General features: G+C 64.4%; 18 protein-coding genes, 2 tRNA genes and 2 pseudogenes. 13 read left to right on the forward strand and 9 right to left on the reverse strand.

Features of this window, described 5'->3' with window-relative positions; translation table 11 throughout:
• Positions 1-313: 313 nt before the first annotated feature.
• The 5 genes from G4G27_RS06505 to yaaA form a co-directional block, all read right to left on the reverse strand.
• Positions 314-667: a DUF952 domain-containing protein gene (locus tag G4G27_RS06505; RefSeq protein ID WP_183112591.1), complete on the reverse strand. Its 354-nt coding sequence runs from the start codon at positions 665-667 to the stop codon at positions 314-316.
• Entirely contained in the window at positions 664-3,465 is a 2,802-nt protein-coding gene (gyrA, locus tag G4G27_RS06510) for a DNA gyrase subunit A (protein ID WP_183112592.1), read from the reverse strand. Before gyrA ends, G4G27_RS06505 begins: the two co-directional genes overlap by 4 nt.
• A 113-nt stretch (positions 3,466-3,578) precedes the next feature.
• A complete protein-coding gene (locus tag G4G27_RS06515) occupies positions 3,579-3,929 on the reverse strand; it encodes a hypothetical protein (RefSeq protein ID WP_183112593.1) in 351 nt (116 codons plus the stop codon).
• Positions 3,930-4,027: 98 nt separating this feature from the next.
• Positions 4,028-4,726 (reverse strand): SDR family NAD(P)-dependent oxidoreductase, encoded by a 699-nt coding sequence (locus G4G27_RS06520; RefSeq protein ID WP_183113652.1) that lies wholly within the window; start codon positions 4,724-4,726, stop codon positions 4,028-4,030.
• Entirely contained in the window at positions 4,726-5,487 is a 762-nt protein-coding gene (yaaA, locus tag G4G27_RS06525) for a peroxide stress protein YaaA (protein WP_183112594.1), read from the reverse strand. Before yaaA ends, G4G27_RS06520 begins: the two co-directional genes overlap by 1 nt.
• Before the next feature lie 221 nt (positions 5,488-5,708).
• On the opposite strand from yaaA, the gene G4G27_RS06530 reads away from it, so the two are divergent.
• Positions 5,709-7,028, forward strand: coding sequence for a hypothetical protein (locus G4G27_RS06530; RefSeq protein ID WP_183112595.1), 1,320 nt, complete (start codon positions 5,709-5,711; stop codon positions 7,026-7,028).
• A 197-nt stretch (positions 7,029-7,225) separates the two neighbouring features.
• On the opposite strand, the gene G4G27_RS06535 is transcribed toward G4G27_RS06530, so the two are convergent.
• Positions 7,226-7,693 (reverse strand): Lrp/AsnC family transcriptional regulator, encoded by a 468-nt coding sequence (locus tag G4G27_RS06535; RefSeq protein WP_183112596.1) that lies wholly within the window; start codon positions 7,691-7,693, stop codon positions 7,226-7,228.
• Positions 7,694-7,864: 171 nt separating this feature from the next.
• On the opposite strand from G4G27_RS06535, the gene G4G27_RS06540 reads away from it, so the two are divergent.
• The 6 genes from G4G27_RS06540 (at position 7,865) to G4G27_RS06565 (ending at position 13,171) form a co-directional block, all read left to right on the forward strand.
• Complete coding sequence (locus tag G4G27_RS06540) at positions 7,865-9,715, forward strand: histidine kinase dimerization/phospho-acceptor domain-containing protein (protein WP_244624580.1); 1,851 nt, start codon at positions 7,865-7,867, stop codon at positions 9,713-9,715.
• A 2-nt stretch (positions 9,716-9,717) separates the two neighbouring features.
• A complete protein-coding gene (locus G4G27_RS06545) occupies positions 9,718-10,755 on the forward strand; it encodes a polysaccharide deacetylase family protein (protein WP_244624581.1) in 1,038 nt (345 codons plus the stop codon).
• Positions 10,756-10,807: 52 nt separating this feature from the next.
• A tRNA-Ile gene (locus G4G27_RS06550) sits at positions 10,808-10,884 on the forward strand.
• Positions 10,885-11,036: 152 nt separating this feature from the next.
• Positions 11,037-11,113: transfer RNA gene (locus G4G27_RS06555), tRNA-Pro, on the forward strand.
• Between the two features lie 214 nt (positions 11,114-11,327).
• The gene (locus G4G27_RS06560; protein WP_183112597.1) at positions 11,328-12,185 is read left to right on the forward strand and encodes an integrase arm-type DNA-binding domain-containing protein; all 858 of its coding nucleotides are present in this window, start codon (positions 11,328-11,330) and stop codon (positions 12,183-12,185) included.
• Between the two features lie 434 nt (positions 12,186-12,619).
• Positions 12,620-13,171 carry a DNA-3-methyladenine glycosylase I gene (locus tag G4G27_RS06565; RefSeq protein ID WP_183112598.1) on the forward strand — a complete coding sequence of 184 codons (552 nt, stop codon included), beginning with the start codon at positions 12,620-12,622 and terminating at the stop codon, positions 13,169-13,171.
• Between the two features lie 70 nt (positions 13,172-13,241).
• Here the strand turns inward: G4G27_RS06565 and G4G27_RS06570 are convergent, their stop codons facing one another.
• Entirely contained in the window at positions 13,242-14,321 is a 1,080-nt protein-coding gene (locus G4G27_RS06570) for a YadA-like family protein (protein WP_183112599.1), read from the reverse strand.
• Between the two features lie 125 nt (positions 14,322-14,446).
• On the opposite strand from G4G27_RS06570, the pseudogene G4G27_RS06575 reads away from it, so the two are divergent.
• Positions 14,447-15,231 (forward strand): annotated as a pseudogene (locus tag G4G27_RS06575) (MobA/MobL family protein); the annotation flags it as partial.
• Here the strand turns inward: G4G27_RS06575 and G4G27_RS06580 are convergent.
• A pseudogene (locus G4G27_RS06580) lies at positions 15,231-15,484 on the reverse strand (IS5/IS1182 family transposase); the annotation flags it as partial. The pseudogenes G4G27_RS06575 and G4G27_RS06580 overlap by 1 nt on opposite strands.
• Positions 15,485-15,522: 38 nt before the next feature.
• On the opposite strand from G4G27_RS06580, the gene G4G27_RS06585 reads away from it, so the two are divergent.
• The 3 genes from G4G27_RS06585 to G4G27_RS06595 all read left to right on the forward strand — a co-directional run bounded on the left by G4G27_RS06585 (position 15,523) and on the right by G4G27_RS06595 (position 18,788).
• Positions 15,523-15,867 carry a hypothetical protein gene (locus G4G27_RS06585; protein WP_183112600.1) on the forward strand — a complete coding sequence of 115 codons (345 nt, stop codon included), beginning with the start codon at positions 15,523-15,525 and terminating at the stop codon, positions 15,865-15,867.
• Positions 15,828-16,187 carry a hypothetical protein gene (locus tag G4G27_RS06590; protein ID WP_183112601.1) on the forward strand — a complete coding sequence of 120 codons (360 nt, stop codon included), beginning with the start codon at positions 15,828-15,830 and terminating at the stop codon, positions 16,185-16,187. The genes G4G27_RS06585 and G4G27_RS06590 overlap by 40 nt, the downstream gene beginning before the upstream one ends.
• A 141-nt stretch (positions 16,188-16,328) precedes the next feature.
• Positions 16,329-18,788 carry a serine/threonine-protein kinase gene (locus G4G27_RS06595; protein WP_183112602.1) on the forward strand — a complete coding sequence of 820 codons (2,460 nt, stop codon included), beginning with the start codon at positions 16,329-16,331 and terminating at the stop codon, positions 18,786-18,788.
• Positions 18,789-18,792: 4 nt separating this feature from the next.
• On the opposite strand, the gene G4G27_RS06600 is transcribed toward G4G27_RS06595, so the two are convergent.
• The gene (locus G4G27_RS06600; protein ID WP_183112603.1) at positions 18,793-19,320 is read right to left on the reverse strand and encodes an ECF-type sigma factor; all 528 of its coding nucleotides are present in this window, start codon (positions 19,318-19,320) and stop codon (positions 18,793-18,795) included.
• Positions 19,321-19,384: 64 nt separating this feature from the next.
• Between G4G27_RS06600 and G4G27_RS06605 the strand changes: the two genes are divergently transcribed.
• Positions 19,385-19,978, forward strand: coding sequence for a helix-turn-helix transcriptional regulator (locus tag G4G27_RS06605; RefSeq protein WP_183112604.1), 594 nt, complete (start codon positions 19,385-19,387; stop codon positions 19,976-19,978).
• Positions 19,979-20,019: 41 nt separating this feature from the next.
• Positions 20,020-20,547 carry a DCC1-like thiol-disulfide oxidoreductase family protein gene (locus G4G27_RS06610; protein WP_183112605.1) on the forward strand — a complete coding sequence of 176 codons (528 nt, stop codon included), beginning with the start codon at positions 20,020-20,022 and terminating at the stop codon, positions 20,545-20,547.
• Positions 20,548-20,683 lie beyond the last annotated feature (136 nt).

The following is a 20,683-nucleotide window of genomic DNA, read 5'->3' on the forward strand; positions in this document are numbered from 1 at the left end:
TTCTTCTTCTTCTGAGTGCCGACCAGATGCGCTTTCGCTGGGATAGCAGTGAGAGTCGCGTCGAAGAGTTTCCGTATAAATATCTGATATACAGTGGTTTATACCAGAATCCCGCCGAAACGGTGACGGGAGATATCGGACATTACCGGTGTCCCATATCTCCCGTCGTCGGTGGGCTTCGCGCGGTCGCCGTCAGTGATTCAAGCATGACGCAAGGTCGGGCATTTCATCCCGTGCCAGGCTTGCACCGGCGCGCTCTTTCTCAGTGTCGGAAAACAGGGTGTCGCGTATTTATGCGCGCTAGGGCCGCCTTTTAGCCCGCCACCGGAAGCTTGACCGTCCCGTCGTCGTTCCGTTCCAGTGGTCCATAAGCGAACACCGTTTCGAGCAATAACGGACCGTAGATGTGCGGGAACAATTGCCCGCCGCGCGACTCTTCCCATTTCAGCGACGCGCCGAACGAGCCGAGATCGACCGCCGCGACGTGCAGACCGGTCTGACCGGCGAAATGCTTGTCCACCGTCTCGGTCAGCTGTTCGCAGGTCGAGAGGTGGATATAGCCGTCGGCCAAGTCGACCGGCGCACCGGCGAATGTCCCGTCACGTTCCAGCGCCGCCATCTGTTCGGACGTCAGCACCTTATAAGCCGTGTCGGGCAATTCGCTCACTCGCCGTCCTCCGGACCGCCCTCGGGACTGGCTGCCGCATCGTCATCGATGACTGTGTCAGTATCCGCGCCCGTGTTCGGTGCGGGTTCCGCAGCAGGATCGCCGAGATCGACTTCGACTTCCTCATCGCTTTCCTCGATCCGTGCGGCGGAGACGACATGTTCGTCCTTGGCGACATCGAACAGCTTCACCCCGGCCGAGCCGCGGCTGATGATGCGGAAACCGGAATCGTCGTCGCGCTCATGGCGCAGCGTGATCGGCATGCGGATCATCTTGGCCTGATCGGTGACCAGCATCAATTGCTCGCCATGTTTCGACGGGAAGCTTGCCACCACGTCGCCGTTGCGGGCGAGATTGTCGATATTGGTGATGCCCTGGCCGCCGCGACCGATACGGCGATATTCATAGGCCGATGACAGCTTGCCATAACCATTGGCGCACACTGTCAGGATGAATTCCTCGCGCGATTTCAGCTCGGCAAAGCGATCCGCGCTCATCGTCGGCTCGCCTTCCTTTTCCGGCTTCCATGGCGCGAAGCGGACATATTCCTCGCGTTCTTCCTGGCTGGTGCCGACACGGTGCAGGATCGACAATGAGATGACTTCGTCGTCGTTCTTGAGCGAGATGCCGCGCACGCCGGTCGCGGTGCGGCTCTGGAACTCGCGCACATCGTCGCCGGCGAAGCGGATCGCCTTGCCCTTGCGTGTCGCGAGCAGGACATCGTCATTCTCGTTGAGCAGCGCGACGCCGATCAGGCGATCCTCGCTTTCGTCATCGAAGCGCATCGCGATCTTGCCGTTGTTGGGCACGTTGGTGAACGCGTCCATCGAGTTGCGGCGGACACTGCCCTTGGCGGTCGCGAACATGACGTGGAGCGCACCCCATTCCGCTTCGTCCTCAGGCAATGGCAGCACGGTCGAGATCGTCTCGCCTTCGGCCAAGGGCAGCAGGTTGACCATCGGCCGGCCGCGTGTCGCGGCGCCACCCTCGGGCAGGCGCCAGACCTTCTTGCGGTAAACCTTGCCGTGGTTGGAGAAGAACAGCACGGGGGTGTGCGTCGAGGTGACGAACAATTCAGTGACGACATCCTCGTCCTTGGTCGCCATGCCGGCGCGCCCCTTGCCGCCCTTGGCCTGGGCGCGGAATGTGTCGAGCGTGGTGCGCTTGATATAACCCTGCATGGTCACGGTCACGACCATGTCCTCGCGCTCGATCAGATCCTCATCGTCGATGCCGTCGGCCGCCGCGGCGATCACGGTACGGCGCGGCGTGGCGAACTGATCGCGCACGGCGGCCAGTTCTTCCTTCATCACTTCGTACAGTTTGTAGCGGTCGGCGAGGATCGCGAGCAATTCGGTGATCGATTCGGCCAGTGTCTTGAGTTCGTCGCCGATCTCGTCACGGCCAAGCGCGGTCAAGCGATGCAGGCGCAGATCGAGGATCGCGCGGACCTGAATATCGGACAGGCGATAGACATCGCCTTCCTGCTTGTCCTCGACCGCCTCGACCAGGCGGATATAGGGCGCGATCTCGGCGATCGGCCATTCGCGCGCGGCGAGTGCGGCGCGGGCGACGACCGGACTTGCCGAGCCACGGATGATGCGCACCATCTCGTCGAGATTGCTCACCGCGATGACCAGGCCGAGCAAGATGTGCGCACGTTCGCGCGCCTTGGCCAGTTCGAACTTCGACCGGCGCGTGATCACCTCTTCGCGGAATTTGACGAACGCTTCGATGATGTCGCGCAGGTTGAGCGTTTCGGGCCGGCCGCCGCGGATCGCGAGCATATTGGCCGGGAAGCTCGATTGCGCCGGGGTGTGGCGCCACAATTGGTTGAGCACGACCTCCGGGGTCGCGTCGCGCTTCAGGTCGATGACGATACGCACGCCGTGGCGGTTCGATTCGTCGCGAATGTCGCTGACGCCTTCGATGCGCTTGTCCTTGGCGGCTTCGGCGATTTTCTCGACCAGGCCGTTCTTGCCGACCTGATAGGGGATTTCGGTGAGCACGATCGAACGGCGATCGCCACGGCCTTCCTCGACCTCATAGCGCGAGCGCACGATGATCGAGCCGCGGCCTTCCTGATAGGCGGAGCGGCAGCCCGAACGGCCTAGGATCGTCGCGCCGGTCGGGAAATCGGGGCCGGGGATGATCTCCATCAGTTCTTCGATGGTGATGCCGCCATTCTCGATATAGGCGAGGCAGGCGTCGATCACTTCGCCGAGATTGTGCGGCGGGATGTTGGTCGCCATGCCGACGGCGATACCGCCCGCGCCATTGACCAGGATGTTGGGGAAACGCGCCGGCAGGACGGTCGGCTCTTCGCGCGACCCGTCATAATTGGGCGCGAAATCGACCGTGTCCTTTTCGATGTCCTGAAGCAGCGCCATCGCCGCTTTGGTCAGCCGCGCTTCGGTGTAACGCATCGAGGCCGGCATATCCGGATCCATCGATCCGAAATTGCCCTGGCCGTCCATCAGCATCACGCGCATCGCCCAATCCTGGGCGAGGCGGGCGAGCGCCATATAGATCGAACTGTCGCCGTGCGGATGGTAATTGCCCATCACGTCGCCGACGATCTTGGCGCATTTGCGATACGGCCGGCCGGGGACGAAGCCGCCCTCCTGGCTGGCATAGAGAATGCGGCGATGAACCGGCTTCAGCCCGTCGCGCACATCGGGCAGCGCGCGCGACACGATCACGCTCATCGCGTAATCGAGATAGCTGGAACGCATTTCGTCGACGATCGAGATCGGCGAGATATCGGAAGGGTCGGCGAGGAGTGTCTCGTCGGTCAAATTTCGAAGCTTTCGGGTTGTGTGACGTTGTGGTTACGACACTAGCCGATCAACTTCGTGCTGACCACCCCCGCACGCGCCCGAGCGCGCGCGGGGGACGGTCGATCAGGCGCCTATCTGCAGGCCTTCTTGGTCGCGTTTCCAGCCTTTGAGCAGTTGTAGGTGATCTGCTTGCCGGTGGTCGTTTTGGTCGTGACCATGCGGCCGGCCGGGGTCGAGGATGCAGCGACCCTGGTGGTGGTGCGGTGGGTCGCGACGGCGGCATGGGTCTTTACCGTCGGGGCGACCGTTGCTCGCGTCGTGACCGTGGTTTTGGCGCTGGTCTTGACCGCTTTGGCTTTTGCCGGCGCGACTTTGGCGGCGGTCGTCGTGCTTTGGGCCAGCGGCTTGGCGGTGGCGATGCCGGCGGCACCGGCGAGCAGCGCGGAAGCGGCGAGCATCGAGGCGATGATGGTTTTCGACATTGCTTTATCCTGTCCAAACGCGACGCCTTGGTGCGTCACTGATCAGGGTTTTGCGCCAGTCGTGTTATCGGCGATGTGACGCCAAGGTGAAATGATCGTCATGCGGGGACTTCGGCGCCATCCCAGGCGAAGACCTTGCCGCTGTCGGGTGCACGCAATCCGTCGATCACATCGAGCAATTGCACCGCCGCGCGATCGGGCGCGAACAGGTTGCCGGGCGTGACGTTGCCCTGAAAGGGGCGCGACAAGGCGGTATCGACTGTGCCGGGATGCAGACCGACAACGATCGAGCTGCTGTTGCGGCGCCGTTCCTCGATCGCCAGCGTGCGGATCATCATGTTGAGCGCGGCCTTCGATGCGCGATAGCCATACCAGCCGCCGAGACGGTTGTCGGCGATGCTGCCGACCCGTGCGGTCAACGCGGCGAAGACGGTGCGGCCGGTCTTTGGCGTCAGCGGCAGGAAATGCTTGGCGACGAGTGCCGGACCGATCGTGTTGATCGCGAACTGGCGCGCGAGCCAGGCGGGCTCGAGATCGCCCAGCGCTTTTTCCGGGGCATGATCGCCTTCGTGAAGCAGGCCCGTGGCGATGAAGACCAGCGTCGGGGCGGGGCCATTGGCGACCAGTGTGGCGGCGGCGGCGACGCTGGATTCATCGGTCAGGTCGAGATGGCGATCGCCGCTGGCGCTGCGCGAGAAGCCATGGACGATGTCGAACGCTCCTTCGTCGACCAGTGCTTCCGCGAACGCGGCACCGATGCCGCCGGACGCGCCGATCACGACCGCCGCACCAGCCATCAGGCGGGTTGACGCATAAAACGCCATTGCGTGTCACTGCTCTCGCCGGCGTCGAAGCGATAACCGTCGCTGTCGAAGCCCTTCATCGAATCGACATCGTCGATGCGGTGTTCGCACAGCCAGCGTGCCATCATGCCGCGCGCGCGTTTGGCGTTGAAGCTGACGAAACGTGGTCCATCCGGGCCGGGCTCGCGGAAATCGACCTGGATGACGCGGATATCGCGCGGCAGTCGATCCGCGACCGCATGCCAATATTCCTGGCTGGCGAGATTGAGTATGATGCCAGATCCTTCTTCGGTGACATCGTCGGCGAGCAGCGCGGCGATGCGATCGCCCCACCAGTCGTACAGCGTCTTGCGGCGCGGCGCCCAGCGCGTGCCCATTTCGAGCCGATAGGGCCGCATCGAATCGAGCGGGCGGAGCAGCCCGTACAGGCCCGACAGCATCCGGACATGATCCTGGGCGAAGGCGATCCCCTCCTCATCGACCGTTTTCGCGTCGAACCCGGTATAGACATCGCCGGCAAAGGCGAAGAGCGCGGGTCGCACCGGCGCTTGGGCGAAGCCGGCAAAGCGGTCGGCATTGAGCTTGGCCAGCGGCTTCGAGATGCCCATCAATCCGGCCAGCCGCTTCTGGCTGAGATTGGCGGCCGACTTGGCGAGCGCCGCCGCCTCGGTTTCGAAACGCGGTTCAGTCGGCGTCACGGCCGGTATCGGTTTCACATAGTCGAGCGTCTTGGCGGGGGAGAGGACAGCAATCATCGCGCCCGGTTAGCGGGGTGACAGGCCCCGGTCAAAGCCCCACTCTTTATGTGCCGGGCGAGGTGATTCCTGCCCGTGGGAACCATGGCCTTGTTCAATCGTCGTTCAGCGCATGAGCGGCATTGGGCCCTCTTGTCACTTGCTTGAACCCTGCGCCTTGGGTGGCTACAGCGCGCAGGCTAGGGTAGGGCGCAGCGCGCCGCCAATAGGAGAGTTCCACCGTGAAGAAATTGTCCCGGGCCGCACTGGCGGCCATATTGATCGCCAGCACGTCCAGCGTCGCGATCGTCGCGCCGGCCTATGCCAAGAAGAAGGAAGAAGCGAAGCCTGGCGGGTTGCAGCTGAGTAAGGAAGCACGCGAGTTCGCGATCAAGATCGACGAAGCGGGCAAGGCACGCGAAGCCACGACCGACAAGGCGCAGGGTGATGCGGCCTATGTCGCTGCGCTCGCCGCCAATCTTCCCGGCCTTGAGGGCGTGGCGAAGACCGATGACGAGAAGTATATCGCCCAAGCATATCGCTTCCAGTACGAGGCGATGAAACTGGGCGCAGGCGGCAATGAGGCGACTCTGGCCGGGCCGCTCGACGCACTGCTCGCCAATCCGAAGACGCCGGCGGATTCTATTGGGCGCTATGCCTTTATGCGCGGCAATATCGCCTATAACGCCAAGCAATATCCGGTCGCGCTGAGCAATTACACGCGGGCGAAGACGGCGGGTTACAACGCCAATGATATTTCGCTGTTGATCGCCAAGGCGAAGATCCTTGGCGGCGACCCCGCCGGCGGTGTCGCCGATATCGAGGCTGCGGTGGCGGCCGACAAGGCGGCTGGCAAGCCGGTGTCGGAGGATCTCTACACCTATGCGATCACCGCGCTGCAGAAGACCGGCGACAATGCCGCGACGCAACGCTGGACGCGCAACTGGCTGCACGCTTACGGCACGCCAAAGAACTGGCGTACCGCAATCTATGTGTTCGGGTTCCAGGGCGCAGGCGCCAAGCGCATCGACAAGAAGCAGCGCGTCGATCTGTTCCGCCTGATGCGCGCGACCAACGGCCTGGCGGGCCAGGAGGATTATCTCGAATATGCCGAACTGACCTTCTCGATCGGCCTTGGCAGCGAGACGATCTCGGTGATCGACGAGGGCAAGAAGAACCAGAAGATTCCCGCAACGAGCACCTCGGCGACCGGATATCGCGCCGATGCGGTCAAGCAGATCGCGAATGAAGGGTCGTTGGCGTCGCAGGAAACCAAGGCCAAGGCGGCGCCCAACGGCAAGCTGGCGGCTGATACCGGCGATTTCTGCCTTGGGCAGGGCAACAATGCCAAGGCGATCGAGATGTACCGCCTTGCGCTCACCAAGGGTGGGGTGGATGCGGATGAGGTGAATACCCATCTCGGCATCGCACTCGCCGGAACCGGCGACAAGGCCGGCGCCAAGGAGGCGTTCGCCCTGGTCAAGACCGCGCCGCGCAGCGAGATCGCGACGCTGTGGACGACCTGGATCGACGCGCCGACGGGTGCTGCACCTGCCGCCTGAGCAGTTCGATTATTCGGGAATAAGATTCGGGAATAAGAAAAGGGCGGCAGCGATGCCGCCCTTTTTCATTGGGGTCTTTGCGACTTGCGTCGAGACGGTACCAGCCCGCTCCCCCTCCCGACCACCCATTTCAGGATATTCTGTGGGTGGTCGGGAAGGGGAGCGGGCTGGTATCGTCTAAATCGCCCGATTCTCGCTCAGCCGGGGCGGACCGGGATGCCTGGTACTGATTTCGCGGTGCGGATGGTGAGCGACGTCTTGACGCTGGCCACGTTGGGCGCGGGGGTCAAATGCGTCGTCAGTATGTCCTGGAAGCTCTTCAGGTCGCCGGCAACGATCTTCAGGATGAAGTCGATCTCACCATTGAGCATATGGCATTCGCGGATTTCTGGAATCACCGCGACATGTTCCTCGAACGCGGCAAGGTCATGCTCGGCCTGACTGCGCAGGCTGACCATCGCGAACACGGTTATCGGATAGCCCAGCGTCGCCGCGTCGAGTTCGGCATGATAGCCCTTGATCGCACCGGCATCCTCGAGCGCGCGGACGCGACGCAGACATGGCGGCGCGGTCAGGCCGACCCTTTCGGCGAGTTCGACATTGGTCATCCGCCCGTCGTCCTGCAACAAACCCAGAATCTGTCGGTCGATTTGATCAAACGCCATTGCGCAACGCTCCCGCGGGTCGCGAGTTTTCGCGCGCCTCTCAATCATTCAGCATAAGATAATTGCGAGGGAACGCAATTGTCCCACATTGCTACGTCCCGAAATCAACGGTTCCTCAACCGCGCCGGGGCGGTTAAGAAATCCTTACGACGCGCCATCTGGCGGTTCGTGATGGGGGCTCCCGGTTTGCGCTTCGACGACAGTCTTGAAACGGTACTCTCGGCAGACATGTCGACCCCGTTTGGCGCGCAATCGGCATGGCGCCAGCTGGTCGACCTGATCGGGCGGCGCCGAGTGCCGGTGGATTCCACCGCGATCGCACGGTTGCAGGTACTTCGCGCGCAGGTGCCGCCGCCGGTTCGCGCGGCAAGTGCGCGGTCGCTCGCTTTTGCCGACCCGCCCGCTGCGCTGGTGCAATTGTTCGCCGATGACGAGATCGCCGTCGCCGCGCCGGTCCTGCGTGTCGCCAGGATGCGCGTCGATCAGTGGATCGCAATGCTCCCCGGCCTGTCGCCCGCGGGGCGATCGGTTCTGCGCCATCGTCGCGATCTAGCGCCCGAAGTACGCCGCGCACTGGAGAGTTTCGGGGCGGTCGATTTCCGTTTGCCGGCCGCTGAGGTCATTCCGTTATCCGACCTTGCGTCGGGGGCGGAGAGGAGCGCGATCGATCAAATCGTGGTCGAACCGGGCAATGAAGCAGAGGCGCCGGCGGGTGCCGCGAACCCGATCTTTCAACCGCCAGTCGATTCGGCATTCGTCTCGCTTGGGTCGGTCGCGCTGGGCTTACCGGTCGTCGCCGAGGCGTTGCGCCTGGCGGATGATGTGCCCGCTTCGATCGAGCCCCAGGCGGACGGGCCGTTCCAGATCAACGAATTGCTGCAGCGGATCGATGCCTATCAGCGCCAGCGCGAGGATTCGCCCACCGTGCCGCTGTTCCGCAGCACACCCGATGCGCAGCCGGCATTGTTCGAGCTGGAGCCGGTCGTGGCGCCGAGCTTTCGCTTCGAAACCGATGCTGCAGGCGTGGTGCGCTGGATCGAAGGCGCCGCCCGCGCGGCGTTGATTGGCCTGTCGCTCGATTTCGCGGCACTGCCGAACGGATCGCGCGTCGATGGCGTCGCGGCGGGTGCGTTTCGCCGCCGGGCCGGGTTCGCCAATGCGCGCCTTGTCGTCGATGGCCAGTCGGACGCCGCAGGCCAATGGCGCATTACCGGTATTCCGGTGTTCGACCGCGAGAGCGGCCGTTTTACCGGTTATCGCGGCACCGCTCGTCGGCCGCGAGCGGACGAAAGCGCCGAGCCGATCCACGCGTCGCGCAATCCCCAGTCCGACGCCTTGCGCCAGCTCGTCCATGAGTTGCGCACGCCGACCAATGCCATTGCCGGTTTCGCAGAGATGATCGAAACGCAATTGCTCGGGCCGGTACCTCAGCCGTATCGCGACCATGCCGGCACGATCCGCAACCAGGTGGCCGACCTGCTCACCGCGATCGACGATATCGATCTGGCCGCGCGGATCGAATCGAACGCGCTCGACCTGCGCCCCGGCACTGTGCCCGTTGCACCCCTGCTCGCCCAGGTGGCGGGCGATCTGGCACCGCTTGCCGGCTTACGCGGCTCGTTCCTGACGATCGATCCCGGCCCGCTCGACATGGCGATCGCCGGTGACGATCGCGCGGTGGAACGGTTGATCGCGCGGTTGATGGCGACATTGGTCGCCTCGGGTAGCCAGGGCGAGACGATCGGTGTCACCGCGGCACTGGGTAGCGATGCACAGATCATCTTCACCTTCGATCGCCCGCGCACGCTCGCCGCTTATGGCGCTGAGAGCATCCTGACGATCGACGCGGAGACGGAGGCCGAAGCCGAGGGCGCGCCGTTGCTCGGCACTGGCTTCGCCCTGCGGCTGGCGCGTAATCTTGCCGCCGAACTTGGCGGCGCTCTCGCGATCGGTGAGCAAAACTTGACATTGTGCTTGCCCGCCGCCGTTATCGCCGTCGTGGAGCAGGCTTCTTCCAGCTGAGCGTGGCAGCGACCACCCCCCCCTCGACCGGAGCATCGATCGGGGCGGTCCACCGCCCTGCGCCTCCGGCTGCCGCTGATCTGGTCGCGTGGCCCGACGATTTCGGCACCCGCTTCACGATCATGGTCGATACCGAGGAGGAGTTTGACTGGAACGAACCGCTGTCGCGCGATTCGCGCGGCGCGTCCGCGATGGCAGCGCTGCCCGAAGCACATCGCCGCTTCGTCGATCGCGGTGTACCGCTGACTTATCTCATCGACCATCCGATCGCGACCGATCCGCTCTCGATCGACGTGTTGCGCGGTGTGCTGGCCGACGGCGTATCGGCGATCGGGACGCAGCTCCACCCTTGGGTCAACCCGCCGTTCGAGGAGAGCATAACGCCGGCAAACAGCTTTGTCGGCAACTTGCCTGAAGCGCTCGAAGCAGCGAAGATCGATGCGCTGAGCACCGCGATCGTCGCGGCGTTCGGCGTCGCGCCACGAGCCTATCGTGCCGGGCGTTATGGTATCGGCCGCTCCACCTTCGCGCTGCTCGCATCGCGCGGCTACCGGATCGATAGCTCGATGCGGTCGGCTTATGACTATAGCGCAGAGGGCGGACCCGATTTCCGAGCGATCGGCAATCATGCCTTTCATGCGGGGCCGGATGGCGCAATCCTGGAATTGCCGCTGACCAGCGTGTTCACCGGCGCCGCGCGCCGCGGCGGGATGGCGCTTTATCGGGCGCTGAAACATGTTCCGAAGGGCCGGGGGGTGTTCGCCCGTGCCGGGTTGTTGTCGCGGGTCGCGCTGACGCCCGAGGACATGCCGCTCGCCGATGTGCTGGAAGCGATCGCGGTTGCACTGGGCGAAGGTGTGCGAGTGCTGAATTTTTCGTTCCACTCGCCCTCTCTTGCCCCCGGCCACACGCCTTATGTGCGCGACGTGGCCGATCTGGTCGCGTTCCACCGCTGGTGGGACAGCGTGCTCGCCGATCTCGACAGGCGCGGCGTCCGCCCGGCGTCGCTCGACCAACTGATCGCGGCGGGCGCAAAGTAACATCGTCCGACTTGCCACCGCAGCCGCGCCTCCGCTAACGGGGCAGGCGGTGGGGCCTGTAGCTCAACTGGTTAGAGCTGCCCGCTCATAACGGGTAGGTTGCGGGTTCAAGTCCTGCCGGGCCCACCAACCGCCCGCCGTCGTGGCGACAGCGATGCTATCGCACGTCCCAAGGCGAGCGTGGCAGACGGCGCGGCTTTGCCGCGGCGCGAACTGTTTAGTCATTCATTGCCGCAAGCGCCTTGCGCCCCCGGAATTGCACGCCTAAGCGAAACCCGCGTCGGGGAGTGGCGCAGTCCGGTAGCGCGCCTGCTTTGGGAGCAGGATGTCGCAGGTTCGAATCCTGTCTCCCCGACCATCACCGTTTTCCGAGGGCGTCCGAAGACCCTCCAAAACGTCCCCGAGCCTCAACGCTCACTCTTATATTTCAATCATTTAGCATACCACTGGGTCCCAGGGGCTGGCCTTGCAGCGCACCCGGATTATTGCCAGTTTGTTGGTTCAAATTCGACTGAACCAACATCCAACCAACACTGAACCAACAAATTTGGTCAGTGCGGGAGTAAGGCGAAATGCTGACCGATATCGCACTCAAGAACCTGAAGCCCGAGTCCAAGGCGTACAAGCGTTCGGATGGCGGTGGGTTGTTCGTCACCGTCCTGCCCAATGGACGAAAATACTGGGGCATCGCCTGCCGGGTAGCCGGAAAGCAGAAATTCCTTTCTGGCGGAGCTTACCCCGAGGTCAGTCTCCGAGACGCCCGCGACTGGCGTGAGGCGATCAAAGCCCAGATTGTACTGGGTATGGAATTGACCGCCCAGCCCAAGAGCCGTGTGAAGGTTGCTAAAACGCCGCCACCAAAGCCCGCTACGGATGCACTGGAAGGTAGCTTCAAGGCTGTAGCGCTCGAGTGGTACGAGACCAGGCTGCTGGGTTGGTCACCGCGCTATGCGGGCGTGCTGATGCGGCGGATGAAAGCCGACATTTTTCCCGTAATCGGCGACGAGCCAATCGCCAGCATCACACCCCGGCAGATGCTGGAAGCGCTTCGGGCGATCGAGAAGCGCGGCTCGATTGAGATGGCGCATCGCGTCAAGAACCACTGCAGCGAGGTGTTTCGCTACGCCATCCCAGACGGTCGATGCGAAAGCGGTCCTTGTCGCGACCTCGCGCCAGTTCGGGTTCGAAGAGCCGTGCATCGATGCCTTCGATCAAGGCATCGATGGCGAGACCACGGGCGTCGGCATCCTTTCCGACCAGTCCGATGCAGAGCAGGAGATGGCCGGGTTCGCGCCAAGGGCGCCCGCGCTGGAACAGCGGCTGGAAATAGCCATGGCTCGGGCTCCAGCTACTGCTATTCTCATCGGTTCGCAGCATCAACCTCGTTACGCCACGAATACACGAGGCAGCTGGGTTCTGGGGCCACATGAAGGATAGCCACTGCGATACCCAAGGCGAATTCATCTCTCCAGACCAGTAGCGCTTTGTGTCCATGCGTCGGTTGAGCGCGGCTGCCGGCAAGCTGCTCCAGTCAGTCGCGGCTCGAACTCTGATCGCCGAAGTGATCCGCCCAAAAAAGCCGCTTGGCTTCTCGAAGTCCGCAGCGCCCTGGCCACCATCGCAGGTGACGGAAATCGCGAAATCTGGAAACTTCAGGCGCGTCCGGTCATACTGGTGCGGCTTGTGCGATGACCGCCAGACGTAGCGTGCCGGTCGAATGCCACTCCGGGAGTGCGTTACCAATAGCCGGCGATTCAGGGGAGTTAAGGGTGACCGAACAGACGTTAGCGCGGGTGGAGGAGCCGGACGGTACGCCGCGGTCGCTGGTCGAATGGCGGCGCCTGCCGTTCCGCAAGCGAGCCGCATGACTGTCCAGCGCTGCCCCTGGGCGGGAAACGACCCGATGATGCGCGACTATCACGATCGGGAATGGGGCGTTCCCGAGCACGATAGTCGCGCACTGTGGGAAAAACTGATCCTCGACGGTTTTCAGGCTGGATTGTCGTGGAGCATCATCCTGCGCAAACGCGATGCCTTTCGTGAAGTCTTCAAAGGTTTCGATCCGGAGATCGTCGCGCGTTTCGACGAAGCGGATATCGAGCGCCTGGTCACCGATGCCCGCATCATCCGGTCGCGTGCGAAGATCGTCGCGACGATCGGCAATGCCCGCGCCTGGCTGGCGATGTGTGAGGCGGGCGAGGATTTCGCGGCCTTTATCTGGGGCATGGCGGGCGACGCGCCGATCGTTGGCGACGGCGTTCACTTGCCAACCAAAACGCCATTGTCGGAGGAAATATCCAGGGCGCTCAAGAAACGCGGTTTCAAATTCGTCGGGCCGGTGATCGTCTATGCCTGGATGGAGGCGTGCGGCATCGTCGACGATCATGTCGCGGGCTGTTTTCGCCGCAAGAATTGATCAGAGGCACGGCGGCGCGGCCGCCGCGCCTCTTGGTTTCAGAAGCTGCGGCCGCCGCGCCCTCCTGACTTCAGAAGCTGAAACCTACCCCGACGCCGCCGCCGGACCCGTCGCCGCCGCTGAAGTTCGCGCTGCCCCTGATCGCGACGCGGCCGTTCGCCATCAAATGCGATGCACCGATCGCAAAGGCCTGTTCGCCGCGATAGGTGCCGCCGCCGATGCCGATCGTCGTGCGGCCAGGTTCGACCGATTGGGGGATGTTAGCGCCCGCGATCGCCGCCGCGGTCCCGGCGTCGGCATGGCGGCGCACCTCGCTCAAGTCGAACTGCAGTCCGGCGATGCGCGCATCGGTATAGGAATTGGCCGAGGCCAGCGTCTGCGCACCGACTTGATCGGCATAGGATCGCGCGCTGGTCAGCGTGGCCACATCCCCGGCCCGCGCGAAATCCTGCGCCGAAGCCAGCGTCTGAGCATTGCCGGCATCGGTATAGGCGTTGGCCGAGATCAGGGTGGCTGCGTCGCCGGCATCGGTATAGGCGTTGGCCGAGATCAAGGTGGCTGCGTCGCCGGCATCAGTATAGGCGTTGGCCGCAGTCAAAGTGACCGCATCGCCGGCATCGGAGTAGCTGTTGGCTGCGGTCAAGGTGGCCGCATTGCCGGCCGCCATCTGACCGACCGTGGCGGCATCGCTATCGGCGATGCCGTCGGCGATGTGGATCAGTCTGCGTTCAAGCGAGCCGTTGCCGAACGACACCGTGCGATCCTCGCTCGACGTCGTGGTCGAATTCCTGCCGATCGCGACGGAATCCGTCCCCCTGGCCACCGCGTTCTCGCCGATCGCCGCGCTGCCGGCGGCGCGCGCTTCGGCATTGGCCCCGATCGCCATGCTGTCGACCGTCGTCGCGATCGACCGGTACCCGATGGCGACCGAGGCGGTGCCGGAGGCTCGTGCGGATCGGCCGACCGCGACGGACTGGGTATCGGCCCGCGATCCCGTGCCGACCGCGGTTGCTGCGCCGCCTGTCACGTTGCCGCCAGCCACTTCCTGCGCATGCGCCACCGGCGAAGCAAGGAAGGCCATGACCGCAAGGCCCGTACCGCTGAGCAGGTGGCGATGGCCAGAGCCCCGAATCGTAAAGCTGTCGAACATCCCAATCTCCATGAACGTCATTGCGGAGTGGGCGATGCTATGTCCGGGATGATCGCGCATCCTACGTTCGAAGGAGAGTCGGCCATATCGGTGCCGATGGCATGGCCAAGCCGCACGCGCATGTGATGCTGACGATGCGCGAGGTCGGTGAGGACGGCTTCGGCAAGAAGAACCGCGACTGGAACCGCACCGACCTGTTGGAGGAGTGGCGCGAGCGCTGGAGCGAGCACGTCAACCAGCGGCTCGCGGAACTCGATATCGATGCGCGGATCGATCACCGCTCTTTGGGAGCGCAGGGGATCGAACTGGAGCTGCAGCACAAGATCGGGCCGGCGGCGTCGCGGATGGCGGCGCACGGGCTGGAATCCGAACGGCTCGAAGAACACCAGGTCATTGCCCGCGCGAACGGCGAGAAGTTGCTGGCGAACCAGGCGCTCGCGCTCGACGCGATCACGCACCAGCAGGCCACGTTCACCAACCGCGACGTCGCCATGTTCGTTCACCGGCATAGCGATGGGAAGGAGCAGTTCGACCAGGTGATGGCCGCTGTACGCGCCGCGCCTGAGTTGGTTGCACTCGGCAGGGACGGGCGCGGCGAGCAGCGCTTCACCAGCCGAGCGATGGTCGAGACTGAACAGCGGCTTGAACGCGCGACTTCGGCGATGGTGAACCGCGATCGTCACGCCGTCGCCGAACGATATCGCGACACAGCGCTGGCGCGCGCTGGCGAAGCGGAAAAGCGCGGTGCGAAAGTCGTGCTGGTCGGTGACCCGGAGCAACTCCAGCGATCGAGGCGGGTGCCGCGTTCCGTGCCACCGCCGAGCGCCACGGTAGTGTCGAGATCACTCAGATTCGCCGTCAGCGTCACGACTGGCAGCGTGACGCTACCCGGCAGCTGGCGACCGGGCGCAGGCCCATCGCATTGATGCGGAGATGGATCTTGGTCGTAAAGCCACCTTTTGAGCGGGCAAGACCCTGACACGGAGACCCCCTTTAGCGCCGGCTGAACAATGGTGCGCCCGGATTATTGTGCTGTCGATCATCTGCAAACTGGGGTTGCCGCCGCCGCTGTCGTTGAAGCCTTCGAGCAACAACTCCCACAGGCCGGACAGCGTCCAGCGCCGGAACTGACGGTAAACCGACGACCATTTGCCAAAATGCTCGCCCGAGCGCCTGTATGATTCTGAGGACGAGGCCCGCGATGATCCCCAACGTCACCGGCGCGAACAACAACGCCACGAAACTGAGGAAGATGCCGGCGATGACCGCGGCGATCAGGCAGATCAAAGTCGTCCGCCAGTTCCGCCGCCGCTGCCGGGCCTGCGCGGCATGGAAGGTCACCGGCATGATTCGGCGCAGTTCGGATGCCGCGATCGGAAAGGTGATATCTGATGTCATCGCCAGTCGGTCTAGAAACGGCGGCGACACCCGGCGTCATCCGAACGAAGGATGTGAAGTGCTGCGGCTGGCCTTAGGTCGGGGCAATATCCTCATCGGAACACAGCCATGCCGGTCCTTCGCTCTATCCTCATCCTCTCCTGCCTGAGTTTGCTCGCTGCCAATCCCGGGTCCCGCACGATCACGATCGAGAACCGCACCACCGACGTGCTGCGCGGCGCGCATCTGTCTCCCACGGCCAGCGATCACTGGGGTCCCGATCGAGCGACCGAGAACGTACCGATCGGCAAGCAGCTGGTGATCGCGCTTCCGGGCGCGGGCTGCCGCTGGGACGTTCGCATCATCCTGGGCGACCGCCGGGCCGAGCAGATTTTTCGCAACCGGGACCTCTGCATATCCCCGATGCTGATCGTCGATGGAACATCGGGGAAATTCTTGCGGGACCGCGAGCCGGCGCGCTGGAACTGACGGGCGATGTCGCAGGCGTCATCGCTGCGGACACAAGTGGGACGGCGCGTCGCCGCCCTGTTCGGCGCCGGCTGGCCACATGCCGCTTTACCGGCACGCTGGAACGCTACAGACACTGTCGGGCCAGCCGGGAGAATGACCGTGACCCGTAAGCCGACCCAGTCCGAATGGGCTGAGATCAGCCGCTATTTCGATACCCTGGTCGATCTGCCCGGGGAGACGCGGGAAGCCAAGCTCGGGCGGTTGAAGGCCGATCCTTTCGTCGTTGATCAATTGCGCTCGCTGCTACAGGCCGAAAGCGCGGTGGGCGTGCTCGATACTCGGGCGCCGGCGACCGGCGATGCGGGGCATGCCTCTGGCTATGCGTCGCTGTCGCCGGACACGATCGTCGGCGGGTTCCGCGTCGAGCGGCTGATCGGCCGGGGTGGCATGGGGGAAGTCTATCTGGCGCACCGCGACGGCGCCGGCTTCGCGCAGCGCGTCGCGCTCAAGATGCTGCGACCCGAGGCAGCCGGACGCGTGCGCATGTTCGACGCCGAGCGGCGTTTGCTCGCAAGCCTCGAGCATCCCGGCATCGCGCGATTGATCGACGGCGGCGTCGCGCCCGATGGTCGGCCCTATATGGCGCTCGAATATGTCGAGGGCCGGGAAATCGCCGGCTGGTGCGGCGAGCATCGCTGCGATCTGCCGACTCGGCTGAAGCTGTTCCTGGAGCTGTGCGACGCTGTCGAACACGCTCACGCGCATCTGGTGCTGCATCTGGACATCAAGCCGTCGAACATCATGATCGACAGCGATGGCCGCGCGCGGCTGCTCGACTTCGGGGTCGCCAAGATCGTCGATGCGGCAGCACTCGATCGCACGATGACGCAGGCTTTGCTCACGCCCGACTATGCCGCGCCGGAGCAGTTCGGCGGTGGCAGGCCGACCGTGGCGACCGACGTCTACGCGCTGGGCGCGGTGCTGTTTGAGTTGCTGGCCGGGCGCGGGCCTTGGCAGTTCGACGACGCGCCGCTGCCGACGGTGCTGCGCCGCCTCCTCCACGACGATCCCGATTATCCCAGCCGCGCGACGACCGATGGCGCTATACCCGCGGCACGTCTCAAGGGCGATCTCGACGCGATCGTGATGAAGGCGATGCGGCGTAACCCAGCCGATCGCTATGCCAGCGTGGCGGCGCTGGCGATCGACGTCCGGCGCTACATCGCCTTCGAACCGGTCAGCGCGCGTGGCGGCACGACCGCTTACCGCGCGCGCCGGTTCCTGCGACGCAACCGCTGGGCTGCCGCTGCGGCGACAGTCGCGCTGCTGGTGCTGGTGGGGGGTGTGGCCGGCATCGCCTGGCAGGCGCGCAAGACTGCGGTCGAGCGGGACATTGCTCGCGGCGAGGCACGCAAAGCGGAGGCGGTGAACAACGCCATGTCGCTGATGTTTCGCAACGCCAAGGATTTCGGCGCCGGCGGATCGACGACCGCACGCGACCTACTCGACGACAGCGCCAAGCGGCTCGTCGAGTCGCACGACCCCGGAGCACCTGATACTGCGGCGGTCGTGTCGGCGGTGGGCGAACTCTATACCGATATCGGCGATGTCGTCGGCGCGGAAACACTGCTCGACCGTGCGCTGGCAAAAGGCGTTGGCAAGAACGACCCTGCTGCCACCGCCAAGTTCCAGATGGATCTCGGCACGATCAAGGCGATCACTGGCAAGCTCGACGAAGCCGAGGTGCTGCTCGATCGCTCCGACCGGGTGTGGGCAACGGATCCCGAGCGATTTCGCAGCGAGCGACTGGAGGCAACAGGCGCGCGCGCCCAAATGCTGCGGATGACCGGGTCCACCGACGCGGCGATCAAGCTGCTGACCGACAGCCTGCCCGAAGCCGAGCGGGAATATGCCGAAAACCCGCGTAAGTTACTGATCAGATACAATAATCTGGCGGTCCATCTCGTTTTGGCCAACAAGCTCGACGCGCTGAGTGCGGTGCTGAAACGCGCCGAGGCCGCCGTGGTGCGGCTGCATCAAGAGGGAAGTCCTCTCGCGATCTCGCTGCTTCAGCTGCGCGGGGGCTGGTATAGCCGCACTGGTGATCAGCGCGCGGCACTCGGTGCTTTTCGGCGATGTGCCAGACAGCGTCGCGCGCTCTACGGGCCGTCGAGCTCGCTGGCGTCGGACCTGATGCAGGTCGGCCTGGTCATGCTCAACCTCAATGAGATCGGCGAGGCCGTGCCGGTGTTGCAGGAGTCGAGCCAGATGGCGGCAACGTATAGCGGTGCGGAATCACAGATTATGCAAAACGCGACCATGTCGCTCGGCGGCGCCTATGCCCGGCTCGGTGAGGTGGGCAAGGCCAGGGCCGCGCTGGCGGGGATTGAACCGATCGTCGTCAAGCAGGGCCGCGAAACATTGCTGTACGGGATTTTCCTGCGCGCGCGGTTCGAACTCAACGTCGCCGAACGGCGCTTTTCCGCCGCCAAGACCGATCTCGATGCAGCGGAGCGGATTTTCAGGACGATCGGCGCTCCCGCCCAGCCGTTCGTCGACTCGATCAAGACCCTGCGTGGTCGCCTTGCCGGGCAGATCGCGGCGCAGCGGGGCGGCTGACCGGCTATTGCTCCAGCATCGAACGGTGGATCCAGGCTCGCGCCTGCACCCAGCGGCGGCGCACTGTGCGGTCGCTGATGTCAAGAACCCGCGCCGTCTCCGCCTCGGTCAGCCCGGCGAAATAGCGACAATCGACCAGCCGGGCGAGGTCGGGATCGAGTTCGGCGAGTTCGCCCAATGTTTCGCCGAGGCGGATCAGCGTATCGTCATCGAGATCGCCCGCCGCGACATCGTCCGCCGCCTCGATCGGCAGGCTGGGCACGCCGCCGCCGCGCCGCAACGCCAGTCGCGCCCGTGCCGCATCGATCATGACGTGGCGCATCGCAGTCGATGCGGTGCGGATGAAATGCTCGCGGCTCTCCCAATCGTCGCGGGTGTGGAGCTTCAGCCAGGTCTCGTTGATGATCGCGGTCGTCTGCCAGGTCTGGGGTGACCCAGCGCGGCGCAGCTCGCGGTGGGCCGCCTTGCGGAGGTCCTGGTACAGCGCCCCGACCAGGGTGTCCGACCCCTCGATCTTTAAATTAGCCGTCATGCTGTCCGCTTTCGCCTCAGCCTTGCGTCATCCTTGTTGAAGGCAATGCCGGGAGTCGCATGCTATGTACAGCCAAGCTTTTGCAATTGATCCGATCGCCAGTGGTTTATCGCCGCTTTCTCGCTCATTGATGCCGCAGGACGGCGGGCCGAAAATCATTGTCCTGGATGCCGCGCGCAACCTGATCCAGATCACAGCCGGGGCGCGGGCGATGCTCGCGAAAGGAACCGTGCTGCGGCGCTGCTTCGATCAGTTGGCCACCGTGACCCGCGGTGATGCTGCGCGCCTCGATGCAGCCTTGAAACTCGCCGTCGCCGAAGGTCAGGCCCATGCTGCGTTCGAAGGCGATGGCGAACCTCTGGACGCCGACCTGGCCGCCGTCTCGACCGACGGCACGTGCGTCGGACACGTCGTGATGATCCTGAAGCCCGCGCTGGAAGAACGCCGCCAGCGGCTGTGCGATGCGCAGGCCCGATTCGGCCTGACCCGCGCCGAAAGCCGGCTGCTGGCCGCCTTGTTCGAAGGTTGTTCGGTCCCCCAGGCGGCCGATCGGCTGGGTGTCGCGCGGAGCACGGCGCGCACCCATCTGCAGCGCGTCTTCGACAAGACCGGCGCCCGTCGCCAAGGCGATCTGCTGCGGCTGGTCGCCTGCGCCTGATTTGGCTGAACGGACGTACCGCGTGCTCGTTTGCTCCTCTGATGAGTGACAGCACAGGCTCGATCATCATCTTCGACGCGCAGTGCGTGCTGTGTTCGGCCAACGCCCAGTTTGTCCTGCGCCATGACCGGCGGCGCGTTTTCCGCCTCGCGCCGATGCAAAGCGCGGCAGGTAGCGCGCTCTATCGTCATCACGGTATCGATCCAACCAATCCCGAAACAATGATCGTCGTCGATGGCGAACATGTGCTGAAGGACTCGGAGGCAGTGATCGCAATCTACAGCGGTTGCGGATGGCCGTGGCGACTGGCGGCAATCGCGCGCGCGGTGCCGCGACCGGCCCGCGACGCGGCCTATCGCCTGATAGCGCGCAACCGCTACCGCTTGTTCGGCAAGCGCGACACCTGCTGGCCCCCGGCGATCGCGACCGGATCTTACCATAGGATATCGCTGATGCCGTTTGTGGTTCCGGTGGCTGGCCTTCGGCAACGGGCTCTTGTGGCGCCTCCTCCGCGACGACAGGCTCTTCTGCCGGCACTTGTGGCTGCTCTTCGGTCGGTGTCGCTGTAACAGCCGGCTTCGCGTTGCCCCGCACGATCCGGTCAAACAGCGACATTAGCAATTGCCCGCCTAGCTGTTTGATCTGATCGCCCGCCGCGGGCTGGGGCGCAGGGGTCTCGCTCGGCGTGTCCTGCGCCATGACGGG

It is taken from the genome of Sphingomonas sp. So64.6b, from assembly GCF_014171475.1.
GTDB classification, from domain to species: domain Bacteria; phylum Pseudomonadota; class Alphaproteobacteria; order Sphingomonadales; family Sphingomonadaceae; genus Sphingomonas; species Sphingomonas alpina_A.